Source organism: Aeromonas bivalvium (assembly GCF_000819765.1).
GTDB classification, from domain to species: domain Bacteria; phylum Pseudomonadota; class Gammaproteobacteria; order Enterobacterales; family Aeromonadaceae; genus Aeromonas; species Aeromonas bivalvium.
Genome location: NZ_CDBT01000056.1, coordinates 1 through 21,308 on the forward strand (window position 1 = coordinate 1; position 21,308 = coordinate 21,308).

Here is a 21,308-nt window from a genome sequence, read left to right on the forward strand (position 1 = left end):
ATCTGGCTTTTGCGAACGGAATGAGGAAACAAGAGACAACCGCCAGGACTGCGACTCGCCACTGGCAACTCGCTCCCTGCCTGTGGCTCCTTGTGCATGAGGCGGACTCTGTCCGTCTCTCCGTCCGCTGTACCACTAATAAGAAGCCCAGTCGAAAGGCTGGGCTTCTTTTCGTTTCAAACCCCTGAAACTCCACCGTTATCATCACTAATGATCCAAGGGTATCAGTGGCTTGCCACTTGTTCCTCGGTCCCATGCCACACGCCTTCCCTAGGTTCGCCGCCATTCATTTGAGAGGTGGGAAGGTCTGAAGGCCTTTTTGCTTGCCAGGGTATTTCTTGCCCGATGATGGTTCCTCCTCTGATGCTCTGGTAGAGCCATAAGGGAGGCATTGTGCTGCGTGAGCGTGTCACCAGCAGGATGAGAACAGGCTCTCGCTGAAAGAGGCTGTGCTGATGAGGGGGAGCTTGTGGTGGCTATACCAATATCCTTGGCGGGTCTGGCCAGAGTCTGATGGTCATAAACCCCTATAAACATAATGAGCCGACATCCCGCCGTGAGCTCAGCCAACGGTCAGTACAGTGGTGCATTGATGGCTAAGGAGTGGTTCGGTGCAATGCAGATAAGAAAAGGGGACGGCTGTGCCGTCCCCTTAAGTCGTGTCGTCCAGTCCATGAACTGCAAATGCTCCCTGCATTCCCTGACTGTATCCAAATCCGTTGGATTTCCTCTTCTCGATCCTTCGAGGTGTCCTTGAGTCTTCCTGACCAGGCAACCGATCCTGATTGCCGCACTCTCTCCATCCTGGAGGTGTCCGTTACCACATCCAGTGGTGTCCTTGCGTCATCCTGACAGATAGCCATCCTGACTACCTCGTCTTCATCCTGAAGCTCGTCCTAGCCACATCCAGTGGCGCTTCCAAGTCGTCCAGACCTATAACCATCCGGGTTATGCCTCTCCGTCCTGGAGGTGTCCATAACCACATCCTGTGGTGATCCTTGCCGTCCTGGTGGATAACCTCCTGGTCATCCAACCTCATCCCGAGGTGTCCTTTGGCTAGTCCTTTATTCTTCTGGGCATGCATCCGTAGATGCCCACGCCGTCCTTGTGAAATAGATAATAAGGGAACCAGGCAGGCTAACAAGAGGGTAATGGGAGCGTCAGAATGCGAAAACGGTTTTATAAAATGATGATTCTCCTATTTTATCGATTTGAATCAGCATGTTAGTTGGTTTCCATTGAAACTTGGCCACTCGATGAGTGGCTTGGCGTACGGCATGAAGTAGCCGAATCCTACAGGGGGTATGGACGATCTCTCACAAGGGAAAAGAAGGGCATTTTTGGTTTCAAGAGGAACTTAACACTGCATATAGATATTAAAATATTATTGAATCCGGCTGAGCGTTATTTCAGCAGATGATATGACTATGGCCAGGATGATCAGCAGGCCGAGATAGCCATTGGCAGGCACAGGTAACCGTCTCGAGATCTTTGCTGCTCACTATGGCGAAAGCGCCGATGCCAGTCACCAAACACCCCGGCAAGCGGGCCTGCCGGGGTGTGGGATGATGGTCTGGCTGATGTGCCGGCTGACCATGCGCTGTCAGGGCTGGCGTCCGGGCTTCACTGCCTTGCCATTAGTTGGCCCTGGTGGTCGGGTAGGCCTTGCGCAGGGACTCCGGCGCCAGTACTTCCAGGTTGCCTTCCATGTTGTTGAGCCAGTTGCGGAACTCCGGAGTGTCCTGTACTTCGGTCTCCACCACCACGCTGCGCTTGTCGTAGCGGGTCATGCGCGGGTTATGCCCTGGTATCTGGCCATCTGCCAGGGTGGCACTGTTGGCATCGATGCGTCCGACGAAGCGGATGGGGCCGCTGACACCCTGGTAGGATTGCTCGCGGATCAACCGTTGGATATTGAAATCCTTTGGCTGGGTGGCGCTGAAGTTGGTCAGCTCCACATCCTTGATATGGTCGAACGGTATGCCGTACACCTTGGGATCCAGCTCGGACAGGGTGCAGAGCAGGGTCGGACCATCGGCCTGGTTCAGGATGCCGAGCGGGTTGATGCGGTCGTAGCAGAGCCACACTGTGCGCTCTTTGATGACACGCTGGATCTCGGCGCTGAACTTGCGGCCACGCCACAGGGCATCGCGGATAAGGGTACTGCGGCGGATCTCCGGGTTACCGGCGAAGGGGCGTGGAGATTGGTGCACGCTCTCGAGCCAGCGTTCTGCCAGTTCGCTCTGGCTGTCGCGGATCACCTGGCTGGCCTTGTCCACCAGAGGATTGAGTTCGGTCAGTACGCTCGCCGGCAGCAACTGGCTGGCCTGATCGCTCCAGGTCTTGAGGGCGACCGCGAGGGAGAGCGGCATGATATTGGCAAAGTCGTTGAGGCCATGGCGTTCAAAACACCAGCCGTGAGGCTTGCTGCGTTCGTCCGAGGTGAGGTCGAACAGGCCCATGCCGGACATCTCTTCCAGGTCCCGTTGCACGGTCCGCAGACTGACATGTATGCCTTCTTCTTCCAACTTAACCTGCAGTTGGCTGGCGGTCAGTTTATAGGGGCGGTGCGGGATGCAACGCGCCAAGGTCAGTTGTCGTAACAGCTTCTTGCTCATGGTGCTTGCCTTCACTGGATTAGTGTTGAGTGTATCCTAGACACCAGTTGCGACAGTCTATGTCGCAAGTTTTGCTGCGACAAGTGTCGCCATTTTCATACAGCTCCAGTTAAGATGATGATTTAAATCTATTTATTAGTGATTTATCGCGCGATAGGTACTGAAAATTAGTGCGCGTTCCCCCCTGAACCGGGGACGGGCGCGGCTGTTTTCGAAACGAGGAGGACGGCAGGAGGCGCGATGTCGAGCACTGGAGGAAAGGGGAGGCGGGCAGGTTGCCAGGGTGGAGGGGGGGCCAGGCCCCCCTTGCCGTCAGGAGAGCCAGGCCCAGGGGGATTTGCTGATGGCGACGCCCATGATGTAGTTGAACACCAGCAGGGCGGCGATCCCGGCGATCACTTTCTGTTTGCGGTCGGGGCGTTTGAGCGCCATGGCTCCGAGGCCGATGTAGACCACCAGGGCGATGATCTTGGCCATCAGCCAGGGTTGGGAGCCTGGGCTCATCTGCAGGGTGATCGCCAGCAGGATCCCGGCCAGCAGCAACAGGGTGTCGTTGACATGGGGCAGTATCTTGAGCCAGCGGCGCTGCAGCAGGGGATGCTCGTTGATGGCGAGGGCCCAGCGGTAGATGAACAGCAGTATGCTGATGACGGCTAGGGTCATGTGGAGATGTTTGAGCAGGGGGTAATAGGCAATCATCTTGCTTCCTTGTCTTGGTTGGGGAGGCCGCTATTCCAGTTGTGAGCATGGACATGCTCCGGCCCGAGCTGATCGTCTCGCAGCAGGTCGGAGAGAATGTCCCGGTACTGCAGGCTCTTGTTGATATAAGTGTGTTCGTCATCCAGGTAATTCACCTGCTCGCGCAACAACCGGTTGTCATGGCGCTTGAACATCTGCCCGGCACGCCAGGCCTGATTGGCCCGAAAACCCAGGTTGGTGAGGGCTTCCACCCCCAGATCCACCGCCGAGCCCAGGGTCTCGCGGAACACATTGTCGACCCCGGTGCGCAGGATATTGTGGGCATGGGGTCTGTCCTGGGCCCGCGCCAGTATCTTAAGGTGCGGGAAGTGTTTCTTCACCATCTCGATGACGGCGAGGGAGGTGACGGGATCATTGATGGAGAGTACCAGCAGTCTGGCCTTGTGGGCACCGGCGGCGTGCAGCAGGTCGAGCCGGCTCGCATCCCCATAGAACACCTGGTAACCGAACTTGCGCAGCGTCTCTATCTGGCTGGCATCCTGCTCCAGTATGGTGGTGCCTATGCCGTGGCCGTGCAGCAGGCGGCCCACTATCTGACCGAAGCGACCGAAACCGGCAATGATCACCGGATTGTCCAGGGCCTGGGGCTGCTCGTGCTCGGGCGCGTCCGGCTGGCTGCGATAGTCGAACCAGGGCTGGATCACCCTGTCATTGAGGATCAGCAGCAGAGGCGTCAGCGCCATGGAGAGCGCCACCACCAGGGTCAGCAGGGCGATCATCTCCTGGGGGAGTACCCGGTTCTGGCTGGCGAAGGAGAAGAGCACGAAGGCAAACTCCCCTCCCTGGGCCAGGGCGAGGGAGAAGGTCCAGCGCTGGCTCGGCGAGACCCTCAGCAGCAGGCCTATCACCATCAGCACCAGCCACTTGAGGGCCATCAGCCCTATCACCAGGGTCGGGATCAGGATGGGGTGTTCGGCAAATAGACCGAAGTTGATGCCGGCACCCACCGACATGAAGAAGAGGCCAAGCAGCAAGCCCTTGAAGGGGTCAATGTCTGCCTCCAGCTCGTGGCGATACTCACTGTCGGCGAGCACCACCCCGGCCAGGAAGGAGCCGAGGGCGGGAGAGAGCCCCACCGACTCCATCAGGACGGCGATGCCGATCACCAGCAGCAGGGCGGCGGCCACGAAGATCTCCCTCATGTGGGACTGGGCGATGGCGCGAAACACGGGGCGCATCAGGTAGCGGCCGCCAAACACTATGCCGGCGATGGCGGCGGCCACCAGCAGGCCGTGTTGCCAGCCCGTCAGCCCGCTCTCATCGCTCTGGGTGATCGGCGCCATGGCGAGCAGGGGCAGCAGCGCCAGTATGGGGATGACGGCGATGTCCTGGAACAGGAGCACGGCGAAGGCGGAGCGGCCACTTTCGCTCTGCATCTGCTTACGCTCCTGCAGACTCTGCAGCACGATGGCGGTGGAGGAGAGCGCCAGGATGAGGCCGATGGCTACCCCCTGCTGCCAGGGCAGACCGACGAGAACGGCGACCCCGGCCAGGGCGGCGGTCGACAGTATGACCTGCAGGCCCCCGGTTCCCAGTATGGGTCCCTTGAGCTGCCAGAGCAGGGCGGGCTTGAGCTCCAGACCGACCAGGAACAGCATCAGCACCACGCCGAATTCGGCGAAGTGCATCACGTCCTGCCGCTCCCCCACCAGGCCGAGCAGGAAGGGCCCTATCACTATGCCCGCCAGCAGATAGCCGAGCACGGACCCCAGACCCCAGCGTTTGGCCAGGGGCACGGCGATGACGGCGGCGGAGAGGTAGATGAAGGCGTCAAACAGTATGCCGTGTCCCATCAGATGGCCTCCAGCAGATCGCGCAGGTAGTCGACCCCGGCCAGCTGGGCCGGGCTGAGCCGCTCGTCGCGCAGGGCCAGCAGCAGCTGGCGGTAGTCCTGGCCGCAGCGGCGCAGCGCCTCGGGATCCTTGAGCTTGTGAAAGGAGTGGAGCACGAAGGGTGGCAGCCAGTGCATGCCGCACAGCCGCGCCGTCTGGCTGAAGGGGCGCAGGAAATCGAGCAGCGGGCTGCTGTTGTAACCCGCCTCGCAATAGGATTCGGGGGCCCCTCCCGTGGTGATGGCGGAGAGCCACTGCTTGCCCGCCAGGCCATTGGCCTCTGGGCCATAGGCGTAACCGTACTCCAGCACCAGGTCCAGCCACTCCTTCATGATGGCGGGACAGGAGTACCAGTAGAGGGGGTGCTGGAAGACGATGATGTCATGCTCGGCGAGCAGGGCCTGCTCGCGCTTGACGTCGATCAGCAGGTCGGGATAGTGCTGGTAGAGGTCGTGGACCCGTATCCCCTCCAGGTTCGAGATGGCCAGCAGCAGCTCGCGATTGGCCCTGGATCGCTGCAGGGCGGGGTGAGAGAAGATCACCAGAATGCGTTTCATAGGGTCATGACCTGGGGCATGGAGTTGGGTGGAAACTTATCAAGAAGCCGGCGGCGCGGCTAGTTCGGGGATCAGGGCGGCCAGGGCCGGGCTCAGGGTCTGGCGGGCCGGATAGCAGAGCCCGATACGACGAAACATCCGCGGCCCGTGCAGGGGGACGCAGCGCAAGGCGGGCTCCTCTTCGATCAGGCCGTCTGGCAAAAAACTGATGCCGACCCCCGCCAGGACCAGGGCCAGTACCAGTCCCTTGCTCTGGGCCCTGGCCACCAGGTTGAGGGTGAGCCGGTCGCAGGCGAGCAAGCCCAGGGTCTGCTGGTGCGCCTCGCAGGGAGGGCACTCGATGAAATCCTGATCCTGCAGCTCGTGAAGCTCGACCCGATCGCGCCGGGCGAAGGGGTGAGCTGCGGGCACGCACAAGACATAGTCCTCCTCCCACAGGGGCAGGAAGATCTCGTCTTCCCGTCGCAGCACATCCAGGGTCAGCCGGGCGTCGGCCGGGGTCTCCTGGTCGGACAGGGTCAGATCCAGGGAGGGGAGGTGGCCCCGGATCCGACGCAGCAGGTCGGCGAGGCGACGCTTGCTCAAGTCCGGCATCACGGCGAGGTTGAGGCGGGCCAGGCTCGCCTTCTGGCGAAACAGCTCCGGCAGGCGACGCGCCTCCTCCACCAGTTTGACTGCATGGGGATAGAGGTAGTGGGCGGGGGGCAGGGCCTCCACCCCTCTCTTGCCGCGCAGGAACAGGCTATCCCCCAGGCTCTCCTCCAGCTGGCGCAGACCGGCGGAGAGAGAGGGTTGGCTGACGTGGCAGCACTGGGCGGCGGCAGTGATGTTCTTCTGCTCGTAGATGGCGATGAAAAAGCGCAGCAGTCTCAGGTCAAGCATGGGTTGCCATAGGTATTTCGTATGATAGTTAGCGGAAATCTATATTTTTCGCCGATGGATGGCGCGACTATAGTGAATGGACTCAGCGCTGACCAGCCCTTTCATCTCATCTGAAACATAAGGAAGACCCCATGTCCCAGCCCCTCGTCGTCGTGACCGGCGCCTCCTCAGGCATTGGTGCCGCGATAGCCCGCGCCTTCTCGGACGCTGGCCACCCCCTGCTGCTGCTGGCGCGTCGTGTCGCTCCCATGGAGGCCCTCGCCCTGCCAGACAGCCTCTGCCTGTCACTCGATGTGACGGATACAGCAGCCTTTCGCGCGGCCATCGAGCAGGCAGAGGCGCGTTTCGGCCCGGTTGGCTGCCTGGTGAACAATGCCGGCGTCATGCTGCTCGGTCAGGCGGACACCCAGGATCCGGCCCAGTGGCAGCAGATGCTCAACATCAATGTGATGGGGGTGCTCAACGGCGTCCATGCTGTGCTGGCAGGGATGAAGGCAAGGCGCAGCGGCACCATCATCAACATCAGCTCCATCGCCGGACGCAAGACCTTCGCCAATCACGCCGCCTATTGTGCCACCAAGTTCGCGGTCCATGCCCTGACCGAGAACATCCGGGAGGAGGTGGCCGATTTGGGGGTGCGCATGGTGACCATAGCGCCGGGCGCGGCGGAGACGGAATTGCTCAGCCATACCACGGACGAGGAGATCAAGGCCGGTTACCACGGCTGGAAGGAGAGCATGGGTGGCGTCATCGCCCCCGAGGTGATCGCCGAGGCCGCGCTCTACGCCTGGCGCCAGCCAGCCAGCGTCTGCGTGCGCGAGATAGTGCTGGCCGCAACCCGCCAGCAGCCCTGACGCCCTGGATGGCAGGGGCGTGGCACCAACTTGCCTGCGACCTGATCCCGATCAAGGGTTGCCCCGTCGGCGCCCTTGACCTTACCCCGGGGGGGCGGGTTAGCATGAGCCATCTTCTGCCTCAGAGCCGCCCATGTTGCTGACCCCCCGCCAATTCGACCACGCCCGCCGCTGGCTGCCCCTCTGGGGTCTGCTGCTGGTGCTGATGTCGTTTGGCAGCCGGGCCGCCGCGGATCTCTGTACCCTGACTCCCCATTGCAGCGAGTCCGAACGCAGCCTGGAAAAGGCCATGCCCTGCGGCAGCTTCACGACCGTGCTGGCCATGAGCCTGGTGAGCAGCGATAGCCTGATCCTGGCCGCGCTGGCTCCGGCCGCCCCCGATTTTCTCTCCCCCTCCCTCTATGTGCCCCAGCCGCCGCTGGAGCGACTCGAGCGCCCACCCCGTTCTCTCTGATGTGATCCTGACCCCTGCCGGGGTCCCGGGTTTCCAGTTCGAATCGACACAACATCAGACGAGGTCCCTATGTCCAGAGAGAAGATCCCAGCCCTCTGGCTGGCGCTGATGGTGGCGGGCACCAGCCTGTCCGCCCTGGCCGCCGAGCCGATGACGGTTTACAAATCCCAGTATTGCGGCTGCTGCGAGCAGTGGGTCAAGCACATGCAGGACAATGGTTTCGAGCTCAAGGTGGTCAACACAGAGCAGCTCGAACCCATCAAGGTACAGCATGGCGTGACACCGCAACTGGCCTCCTGCCATACCGCCCTGGTGGACGGATATGTGGTGGAAGGCCACGTGCCCGCCGCCGACGTGCGGCGCATGCTGGAGCAGAAACCGGCCATCCGCGGGTTGACGATCCCGGGCATGCCCCAGAGCGCCCCCGGCATGGATATCCCGGGTCAAGCCTACCAGGTGCTGGCCATAGACGAGGCGGGTCAGACCGCGGTCTGGGCCAGCTACCCGGGCTGATCCCGGGGGAGACCGGGTGAGGATTTCCCCCATGTGAGGCACACCTGAGTGAATCTTGCCTCATCCGGGCTCCCGATCAGGGCCGTTCTCGCCAGAGAGCGGCCTTTTTCATGACCGCCCCTTGCAACCTGGCGTGACAAGGGGCAGATTGTTGACCGATCAAGGGGGCGACAGTTCCCCGGATAACCCCTTAAATCGCCAAGGATGCGACATGTTCAGCTTTTCCCGCTGCCTCCTGCTGCTGGCTGCGCTCGGCGCAGGCGCGGCTTCCCACGCCAATGATGAGTCCCTCATGCCCATGACAGATGTGTCGATGACAGATACCGCCCCCCAGCCGCCCAAGGCGGCCAAGCATCCCAAGAGCCTGAAGAAGCATGGGGATACCCGGGTCGACAACTATTACTGGCTGCGGGACGACGAACGCAAGAACCCCGAGGTGCTGGCCTATCTCGAGGCCGAGAATGCCTACACGGCGGCCCGGCTCGCCCCGAGCGCCCCGCTGCGGGCCCGGCTCTATCAGGAGATGGTGGCGCGCATTCCCCAGCAGGATGCCTCCGTCCCCTACGTCAAGAACGGCTATCGCTACCAGACCCGCTTCGAGCCGGGCAAGGAGTACGGCATCCATACCCGCCAGGCGGTGGCGGGCGAGCAGGTGCAGACCCTGCTCGACGGCAACCAGCGCGCCGAGGGGCATGACTTCTACGAGCTGGGCGCCCTGGAAGTGAGCCGGGACAATCGCTGGCTGGCGGTGGCGGAGGATTACCTCTCCCGGCGTCAGTACCGGGTGCAGTTCCTGGATCTGCAAAGCGGCCAGTGGGCCGACGACACCCTGGAGAACACCTCGGGCAACATCGTCTGGGCCGCGGACAACAAGACCCTGTTCTACGTGCGCAAGCACCCGCAGACCCTGCTGCCCTATCAGGTCTACCGCCATGTGCTCGGCACGGATCCCGCCAGGGATCAGCTGGTCTATGAGGAGAAGGATGACACCTTCTACGTCGGCATCGGCGAGACCACCTCGGAAGATTTCATCGTCATTTCCCTTTCCAGCACCACCTCGGACGAGGCCTGGCTCATCGATGCCGCCAATCCGCAGCAGGCGCCGCGGCTGTTCCTCAAGCGCCAGCCGGATCACGAATACAGCCTGGATCATTATCGGGGCCGCTTCTATGTGCGCTCCAACAAGGACGGCAAGAACTTCGGCCTCTACGAGACCAGGGAGAGCCCGGTCGATCGCTGGCAGCCGGTGGTGGCGCCCCAGGCCGACGTGCTGCTGGAAGGCTATGCCCTGTTCAAGCAGTGGCTGGTGGTCGAGGAGCGCAGCCAGGGGCTGACCCGGCTGCGGCAGATCAACTGGCAGAGCGGCGAGCAGAAAGAGATTGCCTTCGACGACCCCGCCTATGTCACCGGCCTGGCCTACAACCCGGAGCCGGATACCGAGCTGTTGCGCTACGGCTACAGCTCCATGACCACGCCCACCTCCACCTTCGAGCTGAACATGGCCAGCGGCAAGCGTACCCTGCTCAAGCAGCAGGCGGTGGCAGGCTTCAAGGCGGAGCGCTACAAGAGCGAGCGACTCTGGGTCGAGGCCAGGGACGGGGTCAAGGTGCCCGTCTCCCTGGTCTATCGCCAGGATCTGTTCAAGGCGGGCAAGGCCCCCTTGCTGGTCTATGGCTACGGCTCCTATGGCGCCAGCATGGATCCCGACTTCAGCTCGGCGCGCCTCTCCCTGCTCGATCGCGGCTTCGTCTATGCCATCGCCCATGTGCGCGGCGGCGAGGAGCTGGGTCGCCAGTGGTACGAGGATGGCAAGCTGCTGCACAAGCAGAACAGCTTCCATGACTTCATCGACGTGACCCAGGCCCTGGTAGCCCAGGGCTATGGCGCCCGGGATCAGGTCTATGCCATGGGGGGCAGCGCCGGCGGCCTGCTGATGGGGGCCGTCATCAATCAGGCCCCCGAGCTCTATCGCGGCGTGGTGGCCCAGGTGCCCTTCGTCGACGTGGTGACCACCATGCTCGACGAGTCCATCCCCCTCACCACCGGGGAGTACGACGAGTGGGGCAACCCGAACAAGAAGGTCTATTACGACTACATGCTCGGCTACAGCCCCTATGACCAGGTCAAGGCCCAGGCTTACCCCAACCTGCTGGTCACCACGGGTCTGCACGACTCCCAGGTTCAGTACTGGGAGCCGGCCAAGTGGGTCGCCAAGCTGCGGGATCTGAAGACGGATGACAACGAGCTGCTGCTCCACACCGACATGGAGGCGGGCCATGGCGGAAAATCCGGCCGCTTCAAGGCCTATGAGGATATCGCCCTGGAGTTCGCCTTCGTGCTGCAACTGGCCCAACCGGAGACGGCCGGGCAGGGCTGAATGCCAGTCAGTCGCGGCCCGATCGGATCGGGCCGCACCATTTGTTAACGTTTATGACTCATGAGAATCCCGCTTTCCCCGGCGAGGGGGAGAATAGGATGACTCATGTCATAAATTACGCTATTTCTATAGGCGTTTTTGCACTGCTGTTTGATTTATGTTGACGGTGTGTGGTTAAAATCTGAGTGCGTTATTTTTGATTTGCTTGATAAATCAGGTAAATCTTCTTCGGTCGGCAGGATGCTGGCGTCTGGTCGCAGGACGAGTGACAACCTTGGTGCCGCCACCTCTGGTGGACACCATTTCCATATCGGAGTCGAGACGGACCAGCCTGGTGCTGAGGGCCGCCCCTTTGATTTCACCCGGGAGTCGGGTGATGTAAAAACCAATGAAAAAAGGATGGAAAACATGAAAGGATTATCCTTGGCGTGCGCCATGTCTGCCGTGCTGGCCGCTACCTCCTTCGGTGGTGCCGTGCAGGCGCAAGAGCGTTTCGTGACCATAGGCACCGGCGGTCAGACCGGCGTTTACTATGTCGCGGGTCAGTCAATCTGCCGTTTCCTCAACCGGGGTAGCGCCGATCACCAGATCAAGTGCAACGCGCCGGCCAGCGGTGGCGGCGTCGCCAACGTCAACGGTATCCGCAGCGGTGAGTTCAACTTCGGCATCATGCAGTCCGACCATCAGTTCAAGGCGATGAAAGGTCTGCCCCCCTTCCAGGCCGAGGGTGCCATGGATGATATCCGTGCCGTCTTCTCCCTGCAGAGCGAGGTGTTCACCATACTGGCTCGCCGCGATGCCAAGATCGCCGGCTTCGACGATCTGAAAGGCAAGCGCGTCAACATCGGCAACCCGGGCTCGGGCCAGCGCGACACCATGGAAGAGATCATGGCGGTCAAGGGCTGGGACAAGTCGGCGTTCAGCCTGGTCTCCGAACTGAAACCGGCCGAGCAGGCGTCCGCCCTCGGTGACAACAACATCGACGCCATGAGCTACTTCGTGGGCCACCCGAACGGTGCCATCCAGGAAGCGACCACCACCACGGACGCCGTGCTGGTGCCCGTGACCGGCACCGAGATCGACAAGCTGCTGGCCGAGAAGAGCTACTACACCAAGGCCGAGATCCCGGGTGGTCTCTACAAGGGCAACGACCAGCCGACCCCGTCCATCGGTGGCAAGGCCGTGCTCTCCACCAGTGCCAAGGCCGATCCGGAAGTGGTCTACCAGCTGGTGAAGTCGGTGTTCGACAACCTGGATCGCTTCAAGCGTCTGCACCCGGCCTTCGCGGATCTGAAAGAAGCCGACATGATCAAGGTCGGTCTCTCCGCTCCGCTGCATGAAGGCGCGGCCCGCTACTATAAAGAGCGCGGCTGGCTGTAATCAGGGACCCTGCCGGGTCACGTTAGCGGTATCTCGACACTCGTCAGCGCCTGGTCTCCCAGCGGGCTGGCGAGTGTTGTTCTTGTTGTAACCCTTGGCAAAAGTTCACCCTATGCAAGACAAAGCACTCTCGACAGAAGAACTCATCGCACAGGACGTGGGGGCTCGCCTGCCCGTCGGCGCCATGGGCTGGATCATCACGGTACTGGCCCTCGGCTGGTCGCTGTTCCAGCTGTGGATTGCCTCCCCTCTGCCGTTTCTGGTCGGTTTTGGCGTCCTCAATGACACCGAAACCCGGGCCATTCACCTCACCTTCGCCCTGCTGCTGGCTTATCTGGTGTTTCCGGCCTTTCGCCGCTCGCCCAGGGACAGGGTGCCGGTTGCCGACATAGTCCTCGGCCTGGTCGCCGCCTGCGCCGCCTCCTACCTGTTCGTCATGTATCAGGATCTGGCCCAGCGCCCCGGCAACCTCACCACCGCCGACCTGGTCACCGCCTGCATCGGCATTCCGCTGTTGCTGGAAGCCGCCCGTCGTGCCCTGGGCCCGGCCCTGGCCGTGATCGCCCTGATTTTCCTCATCTACAGCCTGGCGGGCCCCTGGATGCCGGGTCTGCTGGCCCATCGCGGGGTCAGTTTCACCGCCCTGGCCAATCACCAGTGGATCACCACCGAAGGGGTGTTCGGCATCGCCCTCGGGGTCTCCACCAGTTTCGTGTTCCTGTTCGTGCTGTTCGGTGCCCTGCTGGAGCGGGCCGGCGCCGGCCACTATTTCATCCAGCTCGCCTTCAGCATGCTGGGTCACCTGCGTGGCGGTCCCGCCAAGGCGGCCGTGGTGGCCTCCGGCCTGACCGGCCTCATCTCCGGCTCCTCCATCGCCAACGTGGTCACCACGGGCACCTTCACCATCCCCATGATGAAGAAGGTCGGTTTCAGTTCGGAGAAGGCGGGGGCGGTCGAGGTGGCCTCCTCGGTCAACGGCCAGATCATGCCTCCCGTGATGGGGGCCGCGGCCTTCCTGATGGTGGAGTACGTGGGCATCCCTTATGTGGAGATCATCAAGCACGCCTTCCTGCCGGCGGCCATCTCCTACATAGCCCTGCTCTACATAGTCCACCTGGAGGCGCTGAAACTCGGCATGCAGCCCATCGGCGGCCATGTGCCCAGGCCCTGGCTGCGTCGCCTGACCGGTTTCGCCTTCGGTGCCTTCCTCATCAGCGGCTTGTCGCTCGCGGTCTACTATGGCCTGGGCTGGCTCAAACCCGCCCTGGGCGACTATGCCCTGGAGGGGATTGGTCTGCTGCTGGTGCTGGTCTATGTGGGTCTGCTCAAGATCGCCGCCAGCAACGAGCCGCTGCCGACGGAAGATCCGGACAAGCCGCTGACCGAGCTGCCAAAGACCCGCTCCGTGCTGCTCTCCGGTCTGCACTTCCTGCTGCCGGTGGTGGTGCTGGTGTGGTGCCTGATGATAGAGCGCCTCTCCCCCGGGCTGTCCGCCTTCTGGGGTACCGTCATGCTGGTGGTGATACTGCTCACCCAGCGGCCGCTGCTCAACTGGCTGCGCACCGATGGCAAGCATGACTACGGTGCCTTCAGCGATGGCGTGGTGGACCTGAGGGAGGGACTGATCGCCGGTGCCCGCAACATGATCGGCATCGGCATCGCCACCGCCACCGCCGGCATCATAGTGGGCGCCGTCTCCCAGACCGGGGTGGGCCTGGTGCTGGCGGATCTGGTGGAGGTGCTCTCCATGGGCAACCTGCTGCTGATGCTGATGCTGACTGCCCTGCTGAGCCTGATCCTCGGCATGGGGCTGCCGACCACCGCCAACTACATAGTGGTCTCCAGCCTGCTGGCCCCCGTGGTGGTGACCCTCGGCCAGCAGAACGGCCTGATCGTCCCCCTCATCGCCGTCCACCTGTTCGTGTTCTACTTCGGCATCATGGCGGACGTGACCCCGCCGGTGGGGCTGGCGTCGTTCGCGGCGGCGGCCGTCTCCAAGGGCGACCCCATCAAGACCGGGATCACGGCGTTCTACTACAGCCTGCGTACCGCGGCACTGCCCTTCCTGTTCATCTTCAACACGGATCTGCTGCTGATCGACGTCGACTTCGCCCACGGGGTGCTGATCTTCGTTGTGGCGACCATCGCCATGCTGATCTTCGCGGCGGCGACCCAGGGCTTCTTCCTGGTGAAGAGCCGCTGGTACGAGAGCCTGGCCTTGCTGCTGGTGGCCTTCACCCTGTTCCGCCCCGGTTTCTGGATGGACATGGTGCACAACCCCTACCGCGATACGCCGCCGGCCCAGCTGGCCCAGACGCTGGGGGACGTGGCGGCCGAGAGTACCCTGCGCCTGCGGGTGGCCGGGGAAGATGCGGTTGGCAAGCACAGGGAGTACAGCCTGCTGCTGGCGGTGCCTCAGGGGGCCACCGGCGAGGAACGCCTGGCGGCCCTGGGGCTGACCCTGTACGAGCAGGATGGCAAGACGCTGATCGACAACGTGGCGTTCGGCAGCCCGGCGGCGGATGCCAACCTGCAGTTTGATCAGCAGATAGTTGCGGTGAGAGCCCCGACCGACGGCTGGCGCAAGGAGCTGATGTGGCTGCCTGGCTTCCTGCTGTTCGGCCTGATCGTGTTGCTGCAACGCAGGCGGCAGCAGGCGCTCTGAGCGCACTGCTCCATGGTCATGACAACGGCGCTTCGGCGCCGTTTTTTATGGCGGCCGGGGGAGGCGGGCAAAGAGAAGGCGCCCGCAGGCGCCTCGTCGAATGCGTGTCCCGGCGGACCGGGCGGCAGGGTTCAGTCCTGCAACTCCTGGCGCTGTATCGCACTCAGGGTCTGTTGTTCGCTCAGACTCAGGCCGAGCTGCTCACAGGCTTGCTCGAAGCTGATGCCGAGGTGGCACATCATGATGTCGATGGCGGGCAGGTAGTTTTTCATTGGCTCTTCCATGGGTGTTCCTCCAGAAGCCCCCTTATGCCCCATGGGGGTGGGGATGACAATTAGACTTTAGGCTTATCCTGCTCATTCGCGTCTCGCCCTCTGCCCCCGAGGGGGGGAATTTGCTACCCTAGCGCGGCGCTGGGCCTGAGGATCGCCGGGCCATTGTCTTTACGGGGAAGAGGTATTCCGGCATGTGGTTGAGTGTGATGATCATCGCGTCTGCCTGGTGGCATATCAAGGCCGCTTACGGCGCGGATCCCCGCCAGTTTTACCTGAGCAAGCCCCTGACCATGCTGCTGATCGTGGCCCTGGCGTTCGGCTATCACGGCGACGACCACAACGGTTCCCATGCCTGGATCCTGCTCGGCCTCTGCCTCTCCCTGCTGGGGGACATCATGCTGATGCTGCCGGTCGACCGATTCCTGCAAGGGCTGGCGGCATTTCTTGTCGCACATCTGTGCTACATCGTCGGGCTGGCCCAGGGGCCCTTGGTGCTCAACCTGGTGGATGGCCTGCTGCTGATCCTGGTGGCCTGCGTCTACTTCGGGGTGCTGCGTCCGCATCTGGGGTCGATGCGCTGGCCCCTGCTCTGTTACACCCTGATGATGATAGCGCTGGTCTGGGTCGCCGCGGCGGCCTGGCGCGCCTCCCTCACCGCCGGCAGCGCCGCCGCCCTGGTGGGCGCCCTCCTGTTTCTCTGCTCCGATGCCTTGCTGGCCATCAACCGCTTCCGCCGCCCCTTCCCCCATGCCACCGCCTGGGTGATGAGCAGCTACTTCGCGGCGCAGTTTCTGATTGCCGCCTCCCTGGCGAGCTAGATGACCCTGCTGGGTCAATGGGCTTCCACGGGGGCAGCGTCTGCCGCCTGGGGGGCGGGGGATCTGAGGAACAGCACCAGGGCGCTGGCGACCAGCAAGAAGATCCCCATCACGTAGAACACTTGATTGTAGGCCATGATGGCGGCATCCCTCAGTATGGTGCCGCTCAGCACGGCGTTGGCCTGCTGCCTGGCGATGGCGGGGTCACTGCCCTGGGCCAGCATGCTGTTGGTCAGGTTCAGCAGGTAGGCCTGCCCCTCTATGCTGCTGGCCGCCAGGGTGCTGGCGATCTGGCTGGCATGGATGCGGGTATCGTTGTCGAGCAGGGTGGCGATGATGGCGATGCCGAAGGCCCCTCCCAGATTGCGCAGCACGTTGAGCAGGGTGGAGGAGGAGGGGATCTCCTCCTGGGTCAGGCTGGCGGTGGCGATCAGGGATAGGGGCACCATGACGAAGGGCTGTCCCAGGGCCCGCACAATCAGGGACTGGATCAGCTGGGGGCCGGCGTAGTCGGCGCTCATGTTGACGTTCATGAAGCAGCTCACCCCGAAGATGAGAAAGCCGAAGCTCACCAGGTAGCGGGGATCCACCTTGTGGACCAGCCGGGGTACCAGGGGCAGCACCAGCAGCTGGGGCAGCCCCATCCACATCAGCACCTCTCCTATCTCGAGGGCGTTGTAGTTGTGGATCTGGGTCATGTAGAGGGGCAGCACATAGATGGAGCCCATCAAGGCCATGCCGAGCACCAGATAGGCGAAGCAGGCCAGGGCGAAACGCGGGTTGTGCAGCAGCCGCAGGTTGACCAGGGGATGGCGCCTGAGCAGCTGGCTGATGACGAAGAACACCAGGGCCACCACCGAGATGAGGGTGAGCCGCACGATGAAGCTGGAGCCGAACCAGTCCTCCCTGTTGCCCTCTTCCAGTACCACCTCCAGCAGCCCCAGTCCCACCGCCATGGTGAGTATGCCCACCAGATCCACCTGGCGCATGATGGCCCAGTCCACCGGCTTCTTGTCCAGACCATGGGCCAGCATGGCCATCACCAGCAAACCGGGCGGCACGTTCAGGTAGAAGATGTAGTGCCAGGAGAGCTGTTCGGTGAGCCAGCCGCCCAGGGTCGGACCGATGGCGGGGGCGAAGGTGGCGCACAGGCCGAACAGCGCCATGCCGGTGGCCCGCTTGTGCAGGGGCAGCAGGCTGATGATGAGGGAGAAGGCCATGGGGATGAGGGCGCCGCCGGTGAAGCCCTGCATGGCGCGAAACACTATCATGCTGGTCAGGTTCCAGCTGAACGAGCAGAGCACGGAGGAGACGATGAAGGCTCCCGTGGTCCACAGCAGGTAGCGGCGCACGCTCAGGCCCCGGCTGAGCCAGCCGCTCAGGGGGATGGCGATCATCTCCGCCACCAGATAGGAGGTGGAGATCCAGGAGCTCTCGCTCAGGGTGGCCGACAGGGCCCCCTGAATATCCTTCAGGGAGGCATTGGTGATCTGGATGTCCAGAATGGCCATGAAGGCGCCGATGAGCCCCCCCATGACGGCGATCCAGTTGCGACGCGGTATGGCTTCCATCAGTTGGCCGCCAGTCTGGGCTCAGGGTCGTCCCCGCCGGTGCGGGTATCCACTATCACCTCGGTGGAGAGGCCGGGTCTGAGCTTGCCCGCCAGGGCGCCCGGCGCCGGGATGCGGATCTTGACCGGCACCCGCTGCACTATCTTGGTGAAGTTGCCGGTGGCGTTCTCCGGCGGCAGCAGGGCGAACTTGGCGCCGGTGGCCGGGGCCAGGCTGTCGATCACCCCTTCGATCGGCTGATCCGGGTAGGCATCGAGCACCAGCTCCACCCGCTGACCCGGCATCATATGGTCCAGTTGGGTCTCCTTGAAGTTGGCCTCGACCCAGACCCCGTCCAGGGGTACCAGGCTGGCCACCTGCATGCCGGACTGGACATAGAGGCCTTCCCGCAGGCTGCGCTTGCCGATGACGCCGTCGGCCGGTGCCCGCAGCTCGGTGTCATCGAGATCCAGCCTGGCCTGGGCCAGCTGGGCCTGGCTCAAGTCGATCTGGGCCTGCTTCTGCTGGCGCTCCGAAATGATCACGGCCAGGTGATCCCGGGCCGATTGCAGGCCGGCTTCGGCATCCTGCTGCCTGGCCTGGCTGACCTGCAGGTTGGCCTTCACCTCATCCAGGCTGTCCTGGGAGCTGTAGTGGGCCGTGTTGAGCCTGCCAATCCGGCTGACCTGCTGCCGGGCGCGTATCACGTCGGCGCTCGCCTCCTTCACCTTGGCTTCGGCCTGACGGATCAGACTCAGCTGCTGGACCCGGGTCGCCTCCAGGTTGACCGCCTCGGCCCGGCTCAGGGCCAGGTTGGCCTGCGCCTCGGCCAGCCGGGTGCGGTACTCACGATCGTCGATGCGGGCGATCAGCTGACCCGCCTTGACGGTCTGGTTGTCGGTCACCAGCACCTCGGCGATGTAGCCGGGCAGCTTGGTGGCGATGCCGGTCACTTCGCTCTGCAGGTAGGCATTGTCGGTGCGCTCGAAGTGGCGGCCATAACCATACCAGTAGGCGGCGAACAGCAGGGCCAGCACCAGCAAGATCAGGGCGGCCAGCAGGGGGATCTTCTTTTGTTGACTCATGATGTGGATTCCTGAACTGAAGGTGAACAGGCTAACATCGGGTCACTGTTTCGATTAGTATCGTTTCATGAGAAATACAGTTTCACTGGTGCAACAATGGACTTGAACGCGGCACTCATCCTGGTGCGGATCGTCGACAAGGGATCCTTCACCGCGGCCGCCCAGGAGCTGGGCATGACCAAGGCGACGGTGAGCCGGCGCATCGCCGAGCTGGAGCAGCGACTCGGGGTGCGACTGCTCTATCGTTCCACCCGGCAGCTGACCCTGACCGAGGAGGGGGAAGCCTACTATCAGCGTTGCAGCAAGGCGGTCAACGAGCTGGCCGAGGCCGAGCTGATGCTCAGTGCCAGCCAGCAGGAGGTGACCGGCCTGCTCAAGCTGGCGGTGCCCATCGAGACGGGGCAGCTGGTGGTCGCCCGCATGATAGCGTGCTTTCTGCAAGCCTATCCTGCCCTCAGGGTGGAGCTGGATCTGACCAACCGTGTGGTGGATCCCATCAGCGAGGGGCTGGATGCCGTGGTGCGGGTCGGTGACATGCTGGACTCCAACCTGGCGGCGCGCCGCCTGTGGAGCACGGAGCGGATCCTCTGCGCCAGCCCCGATTACCTGGCCGGTCATGGCCCCATCGAGGGGCCCCTGGATCTGGCGAACCATGAGCGGATCCGGGTCAGCAGCGGCTTTCTCGCCCACCAATGGCGCTTCGAGCGTGGCGAGGAGGAGGTGCTGGTGGATCCGCCCTCGCGCTTTGTGGTCAACAATATTACCTGTGCCAGAGAGGCGGCCAAGGCGGGGCTGGGGCTGGCCTCCCTGCCCGCCATGCTCTGTCACGACGAGTTGGCGGCGGGAACCCTGGTCACCCTGTTGCCCGAGTGGCGTCAACCCAGGGTTTCTCTCTACCTGCTGTTCCCGGAGCGGCGACTGATGCCGCGCAAGCTGCGTGCCTTTATCGATTTCATGGTGCAGCATGGGGAAGAGTTCGGCATCGACAAGTTGCTATGAAGGAGCAAGATGGATAACTGGTTCAATCTGTATCGCGCCTCTCACACCCTGGAGGCGCATGCCCTCAAGGGGGCGTTGGAGGTGGAAGGGATCCCGGTCCGGCTGAGCGGCGAGGGATTGGGAGGGGCCATCGGCGAATTGCCGATCGACCTGTTGCAGGTGACCCTGAAGGTGCGTGAACAGGATCGCAGCCGGGCCGGACGGGTGATAGAGCGCTATCAGCAGCGCCAGGGCAACGGCTGGCTCTGCGGCCAGTGTGGCGAGGAGAACGAGGCCAACTTCGAGATCTGCTGGCGCTGCCACCATGATCCCCACGACGAGTGAACCCCCTCGCCTGAGGCGCGGGCGTGGTCATCAGACCTGGCTCCCGTGACAACAGAGGGCGCCAGGGATCAGCGGGCGCTGAAGTCTATCTCCTCTCCTGCCCTGGGATCCTGATAGACAGCCAGATCCAGCTCGCCCTCGCGCCGACCGATCAGCACCGAGACCAGCAGATCCCCTGAGACGTTGACTGTGGTGCGGGCCATGTCGAGGATGCGGTCTATGCCGGCAATGAGGGCCACCCCTTCCAGGGGCAGGCCCACCGCCGTCAGGGTCAGGGTCAGCAGCATCAAGCCTGTGCCCGGGGTGCCGGCAGTCCCTATGCTGGCCAGGGTGACGATGCTGATGATGATCAGGTAGTCGAACAGGTGCAGGTCCACCCCGAAGGCCTGGGCCACGAACAGGGCCGTGACCCCCTGATAGAGGGCGGTGCCATCCATGTTGATGGTGGCACCGATGGGTAGCACCTTGGCGGCGATGGGGGGGGATACCCCCAGTCTGTGTTCGGCACAGCTCTGGCTGACGGGCAGGGTGACCTCGCTCGAGCTGCTGGTGAAGGCCACCGCCTGGGCATCCAGTATGCTCTTGAAGTAGTGCAGGGGGTTGAGGCGAGCCAGCAGCAGCAGCAGGCCGCTGTAGACGCCGAGCAGGTGCAGCAGGCAGCCGAGGTAGACGGCGCCGATCACCTTGAGCAGGGGCAGCATGATGGCGGCGCCATAGCGCCCCGTCATCCAGGCCATCAGGGCGCAGACCCCGTAAGGGGCGAGGGACATCACCATCTGGGTCAGGGTGAACATGCCGTCGGCCAGGGAGGTAAAGGCGCGGATGGCCGGCCGGCCACGGCGACCGCTGGCATTGAGTGCCAGGGCCAGAGCCACCGCGAACACGATCACCTGGAGTATCTTGCCATCGACGATGGCCTGGATGGGGTTGCGTGGCACCAGCTGGGCCAGCGCCGTGGCCAGGGTCAGATCCTGGAGCGTCTCGGGCCTCTGGTAGGGACCCATATCGGCGCCGACCCCGGGCTCGAGCAGCCAGCCCATCATCAGGCCGATGCAGATGGCCAGGGCGGTGGAGCAGAGGTAGTAGCCGATGGCCCTGAGGCCGATCCTGTCCAGGACCCTGCCCCGCAGCAGGCCGGTCAGCCCGGCGATGATGGAGCAGAAGATGAGGGGCACCATCAGCATCTGTATGGTGTTGACGAACAGGGTGCCGACGGGTTTGAGCAGCAGTGCCTGCTCACTCCACCCCATGCCGAGGCCGATGCCGAGCAGCATGCCGATCAGGGTCTTGAGCCAGAGAGGGCGACGGGTCCAGATCCGCCAGGGCTTGCGGGCCCGTCCATGGAGCAGCATGACGCCAATGTCCT

The 21,308-nt window shown here is 63.1% G+C and carries 18 protein-coding genes; 9 read left to right on the top strand and 9 right to left on the bottom strand.

The features are described 5' to 3' along the window. Positions 1-1,637: 1,637 nt before the first annotated feature. The 5 genes from BN1119_RS16390 to BN1119_RS16410 all read right to left on the bottom strand — a co-directional run bounded on the left by BN1119_RS16390 (position 1,638) and on the right by BN1119_RS16410 (position 6,648). Positions 1,638-2,618 (bottom strand): helix-turn-helix transcriptional regulator, encoded by a 981-nt coding sequence (locus BN1119_RS16390; RefSeq protein ID WP_042000496.1) that lies wholly within the window; start codon positions 2,616-2,618, stop codon positions 1,638-1,640. A 312-nt stretch (positions 2,619-2,930) separates the two neighbouring features. Next, the gene (locus BN1119_RS16395) at positions 2,931-3,317 is read right to left on the bottom strand and encodes a SirB2 family protein (RefSeq protein ID WP_042000499.1); all 387 of its coding nucleotides are present in this window, start codon (positions 3,315-3,317) and stop codon (positions 2,931-2,933) included. Continuing rightward, complete coding sequence (locus tag BN1119_RS16400) at positions 3,314-5,170, bottom strand: monovalent cation:proton antiporter-2 (CPA2) family protein (protein ID WP_042000501.1); 1,857 nt, start codon at positions 5,168-5,170, stop codon at positions 3,314-3,316. Before BN1119_RS16400 ends, BN1119_RS16395 begins: the two co-directional genes overlap by 4 nt. Continuing rightward, positions 5,170-5,766 (bottom strand): glutathione-regulated potassium-efflux system oxidoreductase KefF, encoded by a 597-nt coding sequence (gene kefF / locus BN1119_RS16405; protein WP_042000504.1) that lies wholly within the window; start codon positions 5,764-5,766, stop codon positions 5,170-5,172. Before kefF ends, BN1119_RS16400 begins: the two co-directional genes overlap by 1 nt. Before the next feature lie 39 nt (positions 5,767-5,805). Continuing rightward, positions 5,806-6,648 carry a LysR family transcriptional regulator gene (locus BN1119_RS16410; RefSeq protein WP_042000507.1) on the bottom strand — a complete coding sequence of 281 codons (843 nt, stop codon included), beginning with the start codon at positions 6,646-6,648 and terminating at the stop codon, positions 5,806-5,808. Positions 6,649-6,779: 131 nt separating this feature from the next. Between BN1119_RS16410 and BN1119_RS16415 the strand changes: the two genes are divergently transcribed. The 6 genes from BN1119_RS16415 to BN1119_RS16440 all read left to right on the top strand — a co-directional run bounded on the left by BN1119_RS16415 (position 6,780) and on the right by BN1119_RS16440 (position 14,891). Beyond that, positions 6,780-7,502 carry an SDR family oxidoreductase gene (locus BN1119_RS16415; protein ID WP_042000510.1) on the top strand — a complete coding sequence of 241 codons (723 nt, stop codon included), beginning with the start codon at positions 6,780-6,782 and terminating at the stop codon, positions 7,500-7,502. Positions 7,503-7,635: 133 nt separating this feature from the next. After that, positions 7,636-7,956 carry a hypothetical protein gene (locus tag BN1119_RS16420; RefSeq protein ID WP_042000512.1) on the top strand — a complete coding sequence of 107 codons (321 nt, stop codon included), beginning with the start codon at positions 7,636-7,638 and terminating at the stop codon, positions 7,954-7,956. Between the two features lie 69 nt (positions 7,957-8,025). Beyond that, the gene (locus BN1119_RS16425) at positions 8,026-8,469 is read left to right on the top strand and encodes a DUF411 domain-containing protein (RefSeq protein WP_042000515.1); all 444 of its coding nucleotides are present in this window, start codon (positions 8,026-8,028) and stop codon (positions 8,467-8,469) included. Between the two features lie 211 nt (positions 8,470-8,680). Beyond that, positions 8,681-10,846 (top strand): S9 family peptidase, encoded by a 2,166-nt coding sequence (locus BN1119_RS16430; protein ID WP_042000518.1) that lies wholly within the window; start codon positions 8,681-8,683, stop codon positions 10,844-10,846. Between the two features lie 408 nt (positions 10,847-11,254). Beyond that, positions 11,255-12,226: a TAXI family TRAP transporter solute-binding subunit gene (locus BN1119_RS16435; RefSeq protein WP_042000740.1), complete on the top strand. Its 972-nt coding sequence runs from the start codon at positions 11,255-11,257 to the stop codon at positions 12,224-12,226. A gap of 112 nt (positions 12,227-12,338) precedes the next feature. Further along, positions 12,339-14,891 (top strand): TRAP transporter permease, encoded by a 2,553-nt coding sequence (locus BN1119_RS16440; protein WP_042000521.1) that lies wholly within the window; start codon positions 12,339-12,341, stop codon positions 14,889-14,891. Positions 14,892-15,022: 131 nt separating this feature from the next. Here BN1119_RS16440 and BN1119_RS20245 read toward each other — a convergent pair whose 3' ends face one another. Then, the gene (locus tag BN1119_RS20245; RefSeq protein ID WP_162625856.1) at positions 15,023-15,163 is read right to left on the bottom strand and encodes a hypothetical protein; all 141 of its coding nucleotides are present in this window, start codon (positions 15,161-15,163) and stop codon (positions 15,023-15,025) included. A gap of 194 nt (positions 15,164-15,357) precedes the next feature. On the opposite strand from BN1119_RS20245, the gene BN1119_RS16445 reads away from it, so the two are divergent. Next, a complete protein-coding gene (locus BN1119_RS16445) occupies positions 15,358-15,984 on the top strand; it encodes a lysoplasmalogenase (RefSeq protein WP_042000524.1) in 627 nt (208 codons plus the stop codon). A 14-nt stretch (positions 15,985-15,998) separates the two neighbouring features. Here BN1119_RS16445 and BN1119_RS16450 read toward each other — a convergent pair whose 3' ends face one another. Both BN1119_RS16450 and BN1119_RS16455 read right to left on the bottom strand, forming a co-directional pair. After that, on the bottom strand, positions 15,999-17,555 hold the full coding sequence (locus BN1119_RS16450; RefSeq protein ID WP_042000526.1) for a DHA2 family efflux MFS transporter permease subunit: 1,557 nt from the start codon (positions 17,553-17,555) through the stop codon (positions 15,999-16,001). Then, positions 17,555-18,619 (bottom strand): HlyD family secretion protein, encoded by a 1,065-nt coding sequence (locus BN1119_RS16455; RefSeq protein WP_042000529.1) that lies wholly within the window; start codon positions 18,617-18,619, stop codon positions 17,555-17,557. The genes BN1119_RS16450 and BN1119_RS16455 overlap by 1 nt, the downstream gene beginning before the upstream one ends. A 96-nt stretch (positions 18,620-18,715) precedes the next feature. Here BN1119_RS16455 and BN1119_RS16460 point away from each other — a divergent pair, with 96 nt between their 5' ends. Together BN1119_RS16460 and BN1119_RS16465 are read left to right on the top strand one after the other, a co-directional pair. After that, positions 18,716-19,618 (top strand): LysR family transcriptional regulator, encoded by a 903-nt coding sequence (locus BN1119_RS16460; protein ID WP_042000532.1) that lies wholly within the window; start codon positions 18,716-18,718, stop codon positions 19,616-19,618. 9 nt (positions 19,619-19,627) lie between these two features. Beyond that, the gene (locus BN1119_RS16465) at positions 19,628-19,942 is read left to right on the top strand and encodes a putative signal transducing protein (RefSeq protein WP_042000535.1); all 315 of its coding nucleotides are present in this window, start codon (positions 19,628-19,630) and stop codon (positions 19,940-19,942) included. A gap of 68 nt (positions 19,943-20,010) precedes the next feature. On the opposite strand, the gene BN1119_RS16470 is transcribed toward BN1119_RS16465, so the two are convergent. Then, positions 20,011-21,294 carry a dicarboxylate/amino acid:cation symporter gene (locus BN1119_RS16470; RefSeq protein ID WP_042000538.1) on the bottom strand — a complete coding sequence of 428 codons (1,284 nt, stop codon included), beginning with the start codon at positions 21,292-21,294 and terminating at the stop codon, positions 20,011-20,013. Positions 21,295-21,308: the final 14 nt, after the last annotated feature.